The following is a 13,288-nucleotide window of genomic DNA, read 5'->3' on the forward strand; positions in this document are numbered from 1 at the left end:
GGGCCGCTCAGGGCAACACGCTAATGCCTGCGGACGCGGCTCACAGGGGAAACCGGGCTACTGAGCGTGCTCGTCAGGGGAACGGATCTCGAATGTGAAGCGGTGATCGCAGATCCGGATCCGGTCACCGTCGTTCAGCGACGTACTGCCCCGCACCCGTTGCCCTTCCACGTACACCCCGTTGGCCGATCGAAGGTCGGTGATCACGAAGCTGGTGCCGGTGTCGATGATCACGGCGTGGTGGCGGCTGACGCTGGCGTCGTCGAGCACTAGGTCGTTGTCGGCGAGCCGACCGATCCGGGTGGCGGCCGCGAGAAGCGGATGACTGCGCCCTGACTGCTCGCGCAGGCATGCCAGCGCATGCTCGCCGCTGACCGCCGTGCGTTGGTCGATGCTGACCACGGTCTCCGCCGCGGTGGCCCTGGCGGTTCGCTTGATGTCCAGCGGCTCCTGCCGCAGAATCCGCCCGTAGAGCGCCTGCACCGTCGGGCCCGGATCGATCCCGAGGTCTTCTGCGAGCGTGTCTTTGAGCCGCCGGTAGGCGTCCAGCGCATCGGACTGCCGTTCGGCCAGATAGTAGGCGGTGATCAATTGCGCCCACAGCGGCTCGCGGTAAGGGTGCTCGGCCGTCAGGCTTTCGAGCTCACCGATCACCGCATAGCCACGGCCGCAGGCGATTTCGGCTTCGGCCCATGCGGTGTGGACGAGCAGCTTGTCCTCGGTAAGCGCGGCGGCGAACGCGTCGACGAACTGGAAGTCGCGCAGATCGTCGAGCACGGGGCCGCGCCACTGGACGAGCGCAGCCGTCAGATGCTCGCTGGCAGTATCGAATTCACCAGCGGCGGCCGCCTGCACCCCCTTATTCTTCTCGGCGATGAATCTGCCGATGTCACAGGCTGTTTCGGCGATGTTGAGGCGATAGCCAGGCGGCGCGCTGACCAACGCGGCGCGCGGGTCGACGCCCGCTTTGGCCAGCAGCCGACGCAGATTCGACACGTACGAATGCAGGCTTGCCCGCGCCTCGGCCGGCGGCCACTGCTCCCATGCCGCCGTGACCAACGATCCGATGCTGACGGCACGGTTGCGGTTGATCACCAGCATGGCCAGCACGGCCCGTTGCTTCGGCGTGCCCAGCGGCACCGCCGACCCGTCGACCGTCATCTCCAACGGACCCAAGACGCCGAAGCCCAGCCCGGTCTGCGTCATGGGCTCATAGTTTGCGCTACCCCGGCGGGTTTTCGCCACGAAGCCGAGCTCTCAACTGCTCTCGGTCCCGGCGGCGTCGTTCGTCGAAAGCGGCGATACTGGCGGTGGCCCGGCGCCGCAACGGTGTGAACAACCAGATGCCCAATGGCAGCGCGATCACGATCGCGAACGCCAACGCGATATAGAGCGGGAAGTCGTGCACGCCGGCCACGCGGGCGACGCCGTAGATCAGCGCGGTCAGGCCGGCGACCAGAAGAAGCCGGGCCAGCGCGTAAAGCACCACGTCACGTACCAGCCGAGGCCCCGGCCTCCCGTCGGACCCCTCATCGTTGCCTTCTGCTCTTCGCGCAAGCGGCTCATCGTTGCCCACCGCCCGAGCCTATCCACGCGCGTATATTCGACCCAAGGAGGTGTTCACGCTGGTATACCTGCTCATCATCTTGCTGATCCTGGCCAGCCTCATCTACGTCGGTTGGCGGATGGCGCAGGCTGCGCGCGCGCCTCGGCACCGAACCCGCGTCATCGGCCCGGACGACGATCCCGAATTCCTGTGGCGGCTCGGCCGGGGCAACGACGACACGACCAAGCGTTAAGCGAAGCCCTCCGGCCGGCCGCTCGGAAAGCCGTCGGCCACAACCGCGGCCAGTTCGATCAGTGCCTGCCGGGTCGCCGGCTTCAACCGATCCAAACTGATCTCGGCACCCGCTTCGAGATGAGGGTCGAACGGCACCAACCGCACCGCGCGGCACCGCCGCGAGAAATGGTCGATCACCTTCTGCAGATCCACTTTGCCCGAGCGGGGCCGCACCGCGTTGATCACCGCGACCGAGTTGCGCACCATCTCCTGATGTCCATGCGCGTCGAGCCAGTCCAGCGTCGCTGACGCGCTGCGGGCACCGTCGACGGAACCCGAACTGATCACGATCAAAACGTCGGCTTTCGACAGCACGGCCGACATCGCCGAATGCATCAGACCAGTACCGCAATCGGTGAGCACCAGGCTGTAGAAGCGTTCGAGAATGTCGAGCGTGCGGGTGTAGTCCTCTGAGCTGAATGCCTCCGACACGGCCGGATCGCTCTCGGAGGCCAACACTTCCAGGCGGCTCGGCCCTTGCGACGTGTAGCGGCGGACGTCGCTGTAGCGCTGAATGCCTTCGGCGTCACGCAGCAGGTGGCGCACGGTCGCGGGCGTCTCCAGCGGCACCTTCTGGCTGAGCGTTCCCCGGTCGGGGTTGGCGTCGACGGCGACGACCCGATCCCCACGGATCGTCGCAAATGTGCCACCTAGCGCCGCGGTGATCGTGGTCTTGCCGACGCCGCCTTTCAACGACAGCAGGGCAATTCGATAGCAGCCCTGCAGCGGCCGATTGACTTGCGCGAGCAGATTGTTGCGGTGCGCGTCCTTCGGGCTCTCGCCCAGGTTCACCGCCTTGAAGGTGGCGAGATACAACCATTTTCGCCAGCCGCTCGACGGCGGCGGCTTCGTCGGGCGCAACAACTCCGTGGTGGTCAGGTCCTCGGAGGTGGGCGGTGGGGGTGGCGGTTGATACGGGGGTGGCGCCGGCTGCGGGAAGCCGGTGGGCGGAGTCGCGGTGGCCCAGTGCGGCGGCGGCTGACTGTGACGGCCGTTGCTGCCCCGCACCGGCCCCGTGGTGGGCTCGTCGAAGCGCTGCTGTGCGCGAAAGCCGCCGGTGTCGAAGCCGTCAGGCACGCCCTGTCCCCCTAGCTCGTCTTTCCTTCGCGCACGACACTAGCGCAGCGATCAGCCGACTCCCGCGTACGAATGCAGGCCGACCGTCACCAAATTGATGAAAAACAGGTTGAACACCATCGCGACGAAGCCGACGACGTTGATCCACGCCGCCTTCTTGTCGCGCCAGCCCGCGGTGGACCGCGCGTGCAGGTACGCCGCATACACCACCCACGCAATGAACGACACCGTCTCCTTGGGGTCCCAGCCCCAGTAGCGACCCCATGCCTCCTCCGCCCAGATCGCTCCGAAGATCACCCCGAAGCCGAACACCGGAAACGCGAAAATCGTTGTGCGGTAAGCGATCCGATCAAGGATTTGAGCATCGGGCAGCTTCTGCACGACACGCGCCAACAGGCCCTCCGTATCGGGCTGGCTGAATCTGCTCATCCGCAACAGGAACAGGATGCTCGCGACGCCGGCGACCAGGAACACCCCCGAACCGAGGCTGACCACCGACACGTGAATCGGCAGCCAATACGACTGCAGCGCAGGCATCACCGGCGCGGCGGTGGCGTAGAGCCAGCGGCCCGAAATCGTCAGCAAGATCAACACCGGCAACAGCACGAACACCCACAGCGGGCGGTACTGCCGACGTCGCAACACAACCGCGGCGGCCACCAACCCGGACAGGCATGTCAGGTTGATGAACTCGTACATGTTGCCCCACGGCGCACGCATGGTGGCGAACCCGCGCAGCGCCACGCACGCGAACAGCAAGCCGATTCCGACGTACACCAGCGCCAGGCCGGCGCCGCCGACGCGCTCGTCGAATGGTCGCGCCGGATCGTCGGCCACGCCGGGTGCGGCACCGTCGCCGCCGACGCCGGCCGCGACCAACTCCCGCGCCTCGGCCTTGCGGCTGCGGCTGTAGGCCAACTCGAACGCCAACAGCAGCAGCGCCCCGACCAGCACGACGGTGGACGACGTGAAGGCCCAGTCCGAATAGGTCGCCAGCGTCACGTCGACGTGCTCGGTATTCATGCGCGATCCGCCTTCGCTTCTCGCTCGGTATTCATGCGCGATCCGCCTTCGCTTCTCGCTCGGTATTCATGCGAGATCCGCCTTCTCTCTCGTTGGCTCGGGCGCCGCCCGGTCCGGCAGCAGGCGCGTGACCAGCCGTTCGAACTCGTCACCCCAGCCGGAGTTGTCGGTGCGGGCCAAGCCGCCCAGCTCGACGTTCACGGTACCGACGATGTCTGACGGAACGATCCGGACCCAGATCCGTCGCCGCCTGACCACCAGCGACACCAACAAACCGGCCATCATCGTCAACGCGAACACGAGCACCCAGATCTGGCCCGGATCATGGGAGACCTGGAGGTTGACGAACGGCACGGCGCCGTCGAATCGCACCACGGTCCCGTCGTCGAGCCGCACCTGCTCGCCGGCCCGCAGATTGACGCGCGCCACTTTGGCGAGCCGGCCCTGATGCATCAGCGCCGGGTCGAGCGAGAACAGCGACTGCGGCTTGCCGGTGTCCAAACCGGCGTCACCGCGGTAGACGTCGACGGCCACGGCCGGGGCGTTGAGCGTCGGGAAGCTCGACGACAGCAGCGTGCCGTCCAGCTGCTCGGTGGGCGCGAACAACCCCTGGATCGCGATCTGGTGCTTGCGACGTTCATTGGGATCGGGATAGGTGCCGCCCGGCGGGTCGAACCGCATCGCGCCCGACGAGAGCAGCGTCCGCGGGTCGTCAGGGCGCCACTGCACGGTCTGGGTGCGGGTCTGCCCGTCGCGGAACGTCACCGTGAACGTCGGCGCGTAGCCGTGGCCTTGCAGGTAGATCCGGTCGCCCTCGACGCGCAGCGGGTGGTTGACCTCCAGCCGGTACGGCCGCCACCTGCCGGCGGTCACGTCGTCGCCGGCTTGATAGTCGATGTTCGCGGCGAACGACGTCGCCTGCCCCGATGGCAGATAATGTGCTTGAAAATCGTTGACTCGCAGACAAACCGGGTTCAGCGATGTGCCGTCGACGGTGTTGCCGGCACGGAACGAGTCGAACGCCGCGGGTGATGCGGAGCAGAATCCGGGACCGCCGTCGGCGATCACCACGACATTGCCCTCGTAACCGAAGAGCTTCCCGACCGCCACCGCCACCAGCAAGCCCAGCAGCGAGAAGTGGAACACCAGGTTGCCGAACTCGCGCAGGTAACCTTTCTCCGCTGAGATTTCGACGACGTCGTCGCTGCGGCGGATGACACGGCGCCACCCGCCGAGGCGGTCGTCGATCTCGGCAGCAAGCGCTTCCGGTTCCGCCTCGAGCCGGCGCTCGGCATGCTTGGGCAGCCGAGAAAGGTTGCGCGGCGCGGCAACCGGAGTGGTGCGCAAGCTCTTGACGTGGTCGACCATCCGCGGTGCCAGGCACCCGACCAGCGACACGAACAACAGGACGTAGATGGCGGTGAACCAGAAGCTCGAGAACACGTCGAATGCCTGCAGCCGGTCAAGCCACGGTCCGATCGTCGGATGCTCGTCGATGTACTGGATAACCTTGGTCTGATTGAGGTTTCGTTGCGGCAGCAGAGCACCGGGCACGGCGCCCAGAGCAAGCAGGAACAAGAGCACAAGCGCGGTGCCCATCGACGTCAGCGCCCGCCACGTGTTGCGGGCCCATGCGACAGCGCGCCTCATATCGGCAGCCTCACGTCTGTGACGAACGCGTCGCGCACCCAGGCAATGAAGTCGTTCCAGACGCCGGTGACCAGTGCCAGGCCCACCGCGATCAGCAGTGCTCCGCCGAAGATCTGGATCGCGCGGGTGTGCCGGCGCAGCCAGCCGAGCCCGCGCACAGCCCACGCCGACCCGAATGCCAATACCACGAACGGAATTCCGAGACCCAGACAGTACGCCACCACCAGCAGCACGCCCCGCGTGACGCTGGCCCCGTCGGTGGCCGACGCGACCGCGACCACCCCGGTCAGCGTCGGACCCAGACACGGCGTCCAGCCCAGCGCGAACACCGCACCGAGCAACGGGGCGCCCGCCACAGTTGACAGGCGGCGCGGCGTGAACCTGGCTTGGCGCTGCAACGCGGGAATGAACCCGATGAACACCAGCCCCATCACGATCGTCAGGACGCCGCCGATGCGTTGCAGCAGAAGCTGATTGGTGATCAGTGTCGTGGTCATCCCGAGCACCGCGACCGTGCCCAACACAAACACCGTGGTGAAGCCGGCCACGAACAAGACCGCCGAGCCGGCCACTCGCCAGCGGGCGGTCCTGACGGCGACGTTACCGTGCGCCTGCTCTTCGCCGACGACCGCGGCGAGATACGACAGATAGCCTGGCACCAGCGGCACCACACACGGCGACGCGAACGACACCAGACCCGCCAGCGCGGCTACCCCGACCGCGACGAGCAGTGGCCCGGCGGCGGCGAGATGAGCGAAACCCGTCACTGCACTCCCGGTTTCGGTTGCTCAGCCGCCAGCCGCTGCACCACCGGCAGCAAGTCCTCGGCAAGCAACTCACGCAAGAACACCGCTGCGACTCGGTGCTGGCGGTCCAGCACCAGGGTGGACGGGATCACGGTGGTGGGGAACTTGCCACCGAACGCGATCATCGTGCGCATCGCGGGGTCGTAGATGGACGGATAGCCGATCTTGCGGTCGACGACGAAATCCTTTGCGGCGTCACGGTTGCTGTCGCGCACGTCGATACCCAGAAACGCCACGCCGTCACGCCGGGTGGCGTCGTAGACCTTCTGCAGTTCCGCAGTTTCGGCGCGGCAGGGGCCGCACCACTGTCCCCAGATGTTGACGACGACCACCTGACCGCCGAAGTCGTTGAGCCCGACCGTCTTTGCGGGGTCCATCAAGCTTGGCCCAGCTAGGTCGCCCGGGCGACGGCGGGTGTCGGGCGGGTCGTAGAAGATGTCGGTTTGGCCACCCGGCGCGACGAACTGGAACGTGCCGCCCTGGGCGACGGCGTCGTCACCGGTGGAGCAGGCGGTCGACAGTGCCGCCACAGCCGCCAGCGAAGCGATCAGCCGACGCCCAGTCATTCCGCGGCCGGTTCCCAGTAGTTCGCGCGAATGAAATCCTCGCCGTCGAACACCAATGACGTCAACGACGCCAGATCACACTGGCGCTTGCGCGGGTCATGCCACAGCCGCCTGTTTTCGAGATGCCGCCGCAGCGTCCACACCGGCAGTTGATGGCTGACCACTACGGCCTCGTGCCCGGCTGCTTTCGCGCGCGCCTTCTCGATCGCGGTGCGCATGCGCGCGGCGATCTCCTTGTACGGCTCTCCCCACGACGGCCGGAACGGGTTGACCAGATAACGCCAATTGCGCGGATCCCGCAGCGCGCCGTCGCCAGGTGAAACACGTTGTCCCTCGAACACGTTCACTGACTCGATCAAGTCTGGGTCAGTCACCACGTCCAACCCGTGGCGGGCAGCGATCGGCTCGGCCGTCTCCTGCGCCCGCTGCAGCGGCGAGGCCACTACCAAGACGATGTCGTTGTCGGCCAGCGCGTCGGCCACCGCCTGGGCCTGCGCGCGACCCCGTTCGGAAAGTCCGTAGCCGTCCAGCCGGCCGTACAGGATCTTGTCGGGATTGTGCACTTCGCCATGTCGCATCACGTGCACGGTCGTGGTCTCTGCCATCACGCCTCCGGTCGTGGGGCTCTCGCCGCGGCCCGGGCGGCCGCGGGCAGCGCAGCCTCGATGCGGTAGAACGCCTCTTCGTCGAGAACCGCTGAGACGAACCAGGTTTCGAATGGGCTCGGGGGCGCATAGACGCCGCCGTCGAGCAGCGCATGAAAGAACGCCGGATATCGCCACGTCTGACTGGCCTTGGCCGAGGCGAAGTCGTTGACCGGACGGTCACCGAAGAACACCGACAGGAAGTTCCCGGCACGCGGAATGGCGTGCGGCACACCGGCTTCCGCGAGGGAATCATGCAGTAGCTCCGCCAGTCGCTCGGCGTTGTAGTCCAGATTGCGGTACACGGATTCGTCGGCGGCGCGCAGCGTCGCCAGCCCGGCTGCCACCGCGACCGGGTTTCCGGACAGGGTGCCGGCTTGGTACACCGGGCCCAGCGGCGCCAACCGCTCCATCACCTCGGCGCGCCCCCCGAACGCCGCGGCCGGCAGCCCACCGCTCATCACCTTGCCGAAGGTGTACAGATCTGCCTGCACCGGCTCCAGCCCGTACCAGCCCGACGGGCTCACCCGGAAGCCGGTCATCACCTCGTCGCTGATCAGCAGCGCCCCGGCTTGTCGGGTGATGCGACGCAACGCCTCGTTGTAGCCCGGCTCCGGCGCGACCGTGCCCATGTTGCCGGGGCAGGCTTCGGTGATGATGGCCGCGATCTCGGTGCCGAACCGGTCGAAGGCCTGCTCCACCGCGGCCACGTCGTTGTACGGCAGCACGATCGTGTCCGCGGCCGTCGCACCGGTAACCCCTGGCGTCGACGGCAGGCCCAGCGTCGCCACCCCGGAACCGGCGTCGGCAAGAAGCGCGTCGACGTGGCCGTGGTAGCAGCCGGCGAATTTGACGATCTTGGGCCGGCCGGTGAACCCGCGGGCCAGCCGCACCGCGCTCATGGTGGCCTCGGTGCCGGAGTTGACCAGCCGGACCCGCTCGGCCGGTGGCACGCGGCGGCTGATCTCCGCGGCGAGCTCGGTCTCCGCGGGTGTGGGCGCACCGAAGCTCAAGCCGGTGGAGGCGGCGCGCTGCACGGCCTCGACGACGGCTGGGTGGGCGTGGCCGAGGATCATCGGGCCCCACGAGCAGACGAGATCGACGTAGCGGTTGCGGTCGGCGTCGACGAGCCAATAGCCGCGGGCCGACGTGATGAACCGCGGCGTACCCCCAACCGATTTGAAAGCCCGCACCGGCGAGTTCACGCCGCCCGGGATCACGTCGCAGGCTTGGGCGAACAGACGGGCGGAAACAGCGGTGCGTGCGGCGCCGTCGTCGAGGCGGACCTGCTCAGCGCTGCACATGGAACCAGTGTCCCAGCCGCAGGCCAGGCGCTGACTACAGGGTGTAGGACCTCTAGCCGCTGCCGGACGAAATCTTCGCCACGGCCGACAGATGGTCGTTGGCGGCGTTCGCGTGCGTGACGAGCGCGTCGATGTCGGGCGAATCGGCCAGACAGGCTTGCGACGCGGCGTTGATCTCACTGACCGCGGCCTGCGCCTCGTCGGTGAGCGCCTGCTTCGGGGCGGGCAGGGTTGCCGCGAACCGGGCGCCGGCGCTGCTCAGCTGGCGGCATGCGGACTGCGTGGCACCGATGTCCGAAGCGTTCAGCGCGTCGCCCAGGCTGCCCAGCGCCTGCTGGATCGCCTGGAACGGTGCGTTGGCCTTGCTACCCCAGTCGGCGCTGTTCTCGGCCGGGCGTGGCTTCTGCGTCTGCCCGATAGCCGAACGAGGCTGGGGTACGGGCTTCGGCCCGAAGATCGGCCGCGGCACCCATGGCGTAGCGGTGGCTGCCGCCGTGGGCGACGAGACCACCGGCGCGCCCTCCGGCGCCACCGCGGCCACGACACTGGCGATCACCCCCGCAGAAACCGCAGCCGCGATTCCCGCCCACTTCGTACGGGTCGACATCGATGTCCCCCTGCGTTCGCGAAATTGCCGAAAACCGACTGTAAGCGACGCAGGCGGTCCCGCTCGTCGAATGCGAGATCTAGTGACTTAGGTCCTCGCCGGAGTGAGCGCGAAGACGGGATGGTCAGGCACTTTCTGCGGTTCCTTGGTGCTCCGCTTCGTCACCGTCAGCGTTTCCGTGTTCGCCATGCCGCTGGCCATCGCGAGCCGGTTGAAGATCTTGGCAGTGAACCACGGCGGCTTGAGGTAGGCCATGCCCACGAGTTTGATGGTCACCATGCAACTGCCGCAATGGCTTGCCCGGTTCAATCGCCGCGTCACAAACCCGATTCAGCGGCTGTGGGCGGGCTGGCTGCCGGCGATGGGCATCCTCGAACACGTCGGCCGGCGGTCGGGCAGGGTCTACCGCACGCCGCTGAACGTGTTCAGCACCCACGACGGTGTCGCGATAGTGCTGACCTACGGGCCCGACCGCGACTGGCTGAAGAACTTGACATCTGCCGGCCGGGGCCGAATGCAGCGCCACGGCAAGACGTTCACCGTGACCGATCCTCGGGTGATGCCGAAATCTGTGGCGGCGCCGTCGGTGAAGGGCCTGTGGCGGCCGATCTTCGCCAGGCTGCCGTTCGAGTACGCAGTGCTGCTGAAGAAAGATGACGCATGAGCGATTTCGCGCGCCGGCGGGCCCGGTTCAACCGGCAGGTGGTCAACCGGCTGGTCCGGCCGATCAGCGGCTGGGTGTCGATGTGGTCGATCATCGAGCACATCGGACGACGCTCGGGCAAGACCCACCGCACGCCGGTGTCCGTTTTCCGCACTCACGACGGCGTCGCCGTGCTGTTGCCGTACGGAACCGACAGCGACTGGGTGCGCAACGTGCAGGCGGCCAACGGCGCTCGAGTGATGTTGAACGGCAGGACGTTTCGGGTGACGAATCCCCGAATTCTGCCGACCGCCGAAGCGGTGAAGTCGGTCAAGCCGCCCTGGCGGCAGATCATGAAGGCGACGGGCATCAAGTCGACGCTGCTGCTGACCCGAGCGTGAACTCCTGGCGAGGCGCCTCGGCGTGTCGCCGCCGTGGACGCACGTTGGTGATCCGCTCCGGCGCCGGCCGCTACGCCGGAACGGCGCGCAGCGCGGCGGGCAGACTCGGCAGGAAATGGGCGGCGGCGAATGCTTTGATGTCGTCGGCCGTCTCCAGCGGTGTCGACGACGGCAACAGCAGCGCCATCAGCGCGTAGCGCAGGATGACGTCCGCGAGCTCGCCGACGGCCTGATCGCCGATCCGCTCGGCGAACCCGGCCGGGAAGATGACTCGCAGCGCCTCGGCCATCCGCTCGACCGCCGCGGGCCAGTGCTGGTGGGCCAGCGCCAGCGTGAGCGCAGGCTCGTCAGTGATCATCCGATTCAGCACCCGATGCCGGCGCAGCTGCAGGATCGCCGAGGTGAACGCTTCCACATAGTAATTACTCTGCGGCCCACGGCTTTTCAGCTGCTGAGCGATGTCGGCGAAGAGCGCGGCGTTCTCGCGGTCGATGACCGCGAGAACGAGTTGGTCACGGTTGGTGAAGCGCCGGTAGATCGTCATGCGGCTCACGCCGGCGCGCCGGGCGACGTCGTCGAGCGCCACCCGGCGGAACCCGTGGCGATCGAATTCCACCATTGCCGCGTCCAGGATCGCGGTGGTGACGGGGTCAGCCAGCTGCTGCTCTGGCATATCCGGACCGCGCAAACTTGTTGTATCGCAACCGCATCGGCAAGCGGTCCCACAGCCAGTTGACCGGCCTCGACCGGCACAGCGCGGCGAACCGCTGATAGCGCCGTTCTTGACGGTCAGTCCACGGCAGACCCAGCAGAACCCGTGCCCGCGGCGGCAGACCGCCCGTCGTCAAGAAGGCCGCCACCGGATTGAACAGCGGCGCCGCTATCCGCCATACCAGCGGCGGAACACCTTTCGGGCACGGAAAACCCTTGGTGACGTAGCCGACGCCGTATTTCGCGGTGGGATGAGCGACCACGACCTTGTCGAGCATTGTGTCCCAATACTGTTCGAATGCAGCGTAATCGGTGGGCATCACTCGGTCGCTGACGCCGTAGCGGCGGTACCAGGTCTTGGACTCCAGATAGATCTGTTCCTTCTTGGCGCGGCTGAGCCGCTTGACGAAGGTGTCGGCGAAGTAGAGCACCTGCTCGACGAAGGTGGCGTGCGCCCAGAAATAGGTTTCCGGGTCCAGCGCGTGATAGCGGCCGCCGTCGGGCATCTCGCCCTTGATCTGGTGGTGGAAGTCGCGGACCTGGTGGCCTGGGTTGTCTGCGTCCGAGCCGTACACGGTGTTGAAGATCGGCGGCAGCGAGCGCTTGACGCGGGCGGCGGTGTCGGAGAAGAACACCGAGTGGTCGAGAACGCCCTGGCCGAGTTCGGCCAGCATGTTCTGCAGCACGGCCGGGCGGGGGCCGATCAGCAACATCCGGTTGTCGCCGAAATACCGCCACACCAGCGACTGCGGGCCCAGCGGCAACGCGTCGTCGGTGCCGGGCGTGGTCTGCGCGAGCTCAGTCATGAAGACGATGTTACAGACACTGCACTCTGTAACAACTGGCGGTGGCGCCGGAGCCGGGCGATGCCGACGACCGCGAGTGCACCGGCGGCGGTGCCGAGCATGAACGCCAGAACCAGCAGCGGCGGGTAGTACGCGACCGAACTGGTGGCGGGCTCGCCGTCGGCAACCGGCGAAACCACGACGGTCGATTGGGCCCCGAGCCAGCTGAGCACACAGCCGGCCGCCAAGGCGACGGCCAGCACGAGCTCGACGATGGCGCGCTTCACGTGGCGGCGCCGGGGTTCTCGGCGCTGCGCTCCTGCACGAGTTCGATCAGCGCAGCTCGCAGTTCGCGATGCCGGCGCGCCCACGCCTGCACCGTGCGGTCCTCGGTGAGTTTGAGCCCGATGCCGAAGCGGCCGCGAGGCACCCCTGTCAGTTCGCCCAGCGCGCGGGCCGACTGCCATTTCGGCGGATCCGCCTCTTTGTCGGCCTCGGGGAAAACCCGCACGATCGCGCTGACGTCGATGGTCTCGGTGCCCTGGCGCAGGGTCTCGCGGGTGAGCTCGACCGAGGTGTGGATTCGCGCGGCCTTGATCTGGATGGCGAGGAACCCTGACACCATCACGAGGAAGAACGCCGGGATGATCAGCTGCGGACCGATTCCCGCGTTGACCTCGATGGCCAGCATGATCGCCGCCGCCAGCGGCCCGGCCAGCAACCACCACCAGCTGGCGCCCACCTCACGGAACAGCGGCGCCGACGGCGAGCCGTCAGTCACCCTGTGCCTCTGCATCCACGGCGTCGAACCACGTGGTCGCGGAGTCGCGGCTGGCCGCCACCGCCGCGACGAGCAACGCGATCGCCGCCGGCAGCGGCATCACGATGCCGAGCAGCAGCGCACACAACACCAGCAGCAGCACGATGCCGTACGACAGCGTGACGCATGCTCTCCGAAACCGCTTGTCGCCCTTGCGCGTTCGACCGACTAGGAAAGCGAGTAACGCTCCGGCGAGGATGAACAACACACCGAATCCACGGAAGACGAACGCCATCGAGCGGACCTGGTCCTCCGACAGGCTGGCAGTGGGAAAGCTGCCGACGAGCCGACCGTAATCGGCAGTCACGGCCAGCAGTCCGCTGAGCACCAGCCAGATCGCCGCAACCACCCACGCCCAGAACGCGATCTGGACCGACACGGGTCGCGAACTGGCTGAGGTCATGATCGAAC

General features: G+C 67.3%; 18 protein-coding genes and 1 pseudogene. 3 read left to right on the forward strand and 16 right to left on the reverse strand.

Annotated elements, in window-relative coordinates:
- Positions 1-57: 57 nt before the first annotated feature.
- Positions 58-1,206 (reverse strand): BTAD domain-containing putative transcriptional regulator, encoded by a 1,149-nt coding sequence (locus AC5Y4N_RS06645; protein ID WP_499905838.1) that lies wholly within the window; start codon positions 1,204-1,206, stop codon positions 58-60.
- A 16-nt stretch (positions 1,207-1,222) separates the two neighbouring features.
- Positions 1,223-1,576 carry a DUF4229 domain-containing protein gene (locus AC5Y4N_RS06650; RefSeq protein ID WP_499905835.1) on the reverse strand — a complete coding sequence of 118 codons (354 nt, stop codon included), beginning with the start codon at positions 1,574-1,576 and terminating at the stop codon, positions 1,223-1,225.
- Positions 1,577-1,625: 49 nt separating this feature from the next.
- On the opposite strand from AC5Y4N_RS06650, the gene AC5Y4N_RS06655 reads away from it, so the two are divergent.
- Positions 1,626-1,799, forward strand: a complete 174-nt coding sequence (locus tag AC5Y4N_RS06655) for a hypothetical protein (RefSeq protein ID WP_499906345.1) — start codon at positions 1,626-1,628, stop codon at positions 1,797-1,799.
- Here AC5Y4N_RS06655 and AC5Y4N_RS06660 read toward each other — a convergent pair.
- The 9 genes and pseudogenes from AC5Y4N_RS06660 to AC5Y4N_RS06700 all read right to left on the reverse strand — a co-directional run.
- Positions 1,796-2,917, reverse strand: a complete 1,122-nt coding sequence (locus tag AC5Y4N_RS06660) for a MinD/ParA family ATP-binding protein (protein WP_499905833.1) — start codon at positions 2,915-2,917, stop codon at positions 1,796-1,798. The genes AC5Y4N_RS06655 and AC5Y4N_RS06660 overlap by 4 nt on opposite strands.
- 51 nt (positions 2,918-2,968) lie before the next feature.
- Complete coding sequence (gene ccsB / locus AC5Y4N_RS06665; RefSeq protein ID WP_499905831.1) at positions 2,969-3,940, reverse strand: c-type cytochrome biogenesis protein CcsB; 972 nt, start codon at positions 3,938-3,940, stop codon at positions 2,969-2,971.
- A 66-nt stretch (positions 3,941-4,006) separates the two neighbouring features.
- A complete protein-coding gene (gene resB, locus AC5Y4N_RS06670) occupies positions 4,007-5,590 on the reverse strand; it encodes a cytochrome c biogenesis protein ResB (protein ID WP_499905827.1) in 1,584 nt (527 codons plus the stop codon).
- On the reverse strand, positions 5,587-6,357 hold the full coding sequence (locus AC5Y4N_RS06675) for a cytochrome c biogenesis CcdA family protein (protein WP_499905825.1): 771 nt from the start codon (positions 6,355-6,357) through the stop codon (positions 5,587-5,589). Before AC5Y4N_RS06675 ends, resB begins: the two co-directional genes overlap by 4 nt.
- On the reverse strand, positions 6,354-6,962 hold the full coding sequence (locus AC5Y4N_RS06680; protein ID WP_499905823.1) for a TlpA disulfide reductase family protein: 609 nt from the start codon (positions 6,960-6,962) through the stop codon (positions 6,354-6,356). Before AC5Y4N_RS06680 ends, AC5Y4N_RS06675 begins: the two co-directional genes overlap by 4 nt.
- On the reverse strand, positions 6,959-7,567 hold the full coding sequence (locus AC5Y4N_RS06685; protein WP_499905820.1) for a histidine phosphatase family protein: 609 nt from the start codon (positions 7,565-7,567) through the stop codon (positions 6,959-6,961). The genes AC5Y4N_RS06680 and AC5Y4N_RS06685 overlap by 4 nt, the downstream gene beginning before the upstream one ends.
- A complete protein-coding gene (hemL, locus tag AC5Y4N_RS06690) occupies positions 7,567-8,910 on the reverse strand; it encodes a glutamate-1-semialdehyde 2,1-aminomutase (protein ID WP_499905817.1) in 1,344 nt (447 codons plus the stop codon). Before hemL ends, AC5Y4N_RS06685 begins: the two co-directional genes overlap by 1 nt.
- A 52-nt stretch (positions 8,911-8,962) precedes the next feature.
- Positions 8,963-9,517, reverse strand: a complete 555-nt coding sequence (locus AC5Y4N_RS06695; RefSeq protein WP_499905815.1) for a hypothetical protein — start codon at positions 9,515-9,517, stop codon at positions 8,963-8,965.
- Positions 9,518-9,643: 126 nt separating this feature from the next.
- A pseudogene (locus tag AC5Y4N_RS06700) lies at positions 9,644-9,772 on the reverse strand (nitroreductase family deazaflavin-dependent oxidoreductase); the annotation flags it as partial.
- A gap of 22 nt (positions 9,773-9,794) precedes the next feature.
- Here AC5Y4N_RS06700 and AC5Y4N_RS06705 point away from each other — a divergent pair.
- On the forward strand, positions 9,795-10,181 hold the full coding sequence (locus tag AC5Y4N_RS06705) for a nitroreductase family deazaflavin-dependent oxidoreductase (RefSeq protein WP_499906343.1): 387 nt from the start codon (positions 9,795-9,797) through the stop codon (positions 10,179-10,181).
- On the forward strand, positions 10,178-10,561 hold the full coding sequence (locus tag AC5Y4N_RS06710) for a nitroreductase family deazaflavin-dependent oxidoreductase (protein ID WP_499905811.1): 384 nt from the start codon (positions 10,178-10,180) through the stop codon (positions 10,559-10,561). The genes AC5Y4N_RS06705 and AC5Y4N_RS06710 overlap by 4 nt, the downstream gene beginning before the upstream one ends.
- A gap of 70 nt (positions 10,562-10,631) precedes the next feature.
- Here AC5Y4N_RS06710 and AC5Y4N_RS06715 read toward each other — a convergent pair whose 3' ends face one another.
- From AC5Y4N_RS06715 to AC5Y4N_RS06735, 5 genes are read right to left on the reverse strand one after another with little or no spacing between them, the layout of a single operon-like run.
- Positions 10,632-11,234 (reverse strand): TetR/AcrR family transcriptional regulator, encoded by a 603-nt coding sequence (locus tag AC5Y4N_RS06715; protein ID WP_499905807.1) that lies wholly within the window; start codon positions 11,232-11,234, stop codon positions 10,632-10,634.
- Entirely contained in the window at positions 11,212-12,078 is an 867-nt protein-coding gene (locus AC5Y4N_RS06720) for an oxygenase MpaB family protein (RefSeq protein ID WP_499905802.1), read from the reverse strand. The genes AC5Y4N_RS06715 and AC5Y4N_RS06720 overlap by 23 nt, the downstream gene beginning before the upstream one ends.
- The gene (locus AC5Y4N_RS06725) at positions 12,075-12,344 is read right to left on the reverse strand and encodes a hypothetical protein (protein WP_499905799.1); all 270 of its coding nucleotides are present in this window, start codon (positions 12,342-12,344) and stop codon (positions 12,075-12,077) included. The genes AC5Y4N_RS06720 and AC5Y4N_RS06725 overlap by 4 nt, the downstream gene beginning before the upstream one ends.
- Complete coding sequence (gene mce1N, locus AC5Y4N_RS06730; RefSeq protein ID WP_499905797.1) at positions 12,341-12,838, reverse strand: transport-regulating membrane protein Mce1N; 498 nt, start codon at positions 12,836-12,838, stop codon at positions 12,341-12,343. Before mce1N ends, AC5Y4N_RS06725 begins: the two co-directional genes overlap by 4 nt.
- Positions 12,831-13,280, reverse strand: a complete 450-nt coding sequence (locus AC5Y4N_RS06735) for a hypothetical protein (RefSeq protein WP_499905795.1) — start codon at positions 13,278-13,280, stop codon at positions 12,831-12,833. The genes mce1N and AC5Y4N_RS06735 overlap by 8 nt, the downstream gene beginning before the upstream one ends.
- Between the last annotated feature and the right edge of the window lie 8 nt (positions 13,281-13,288).

It is taken from the genome of Mycobacterium sp. NGS19 (genome assembly GCF_059813155.1).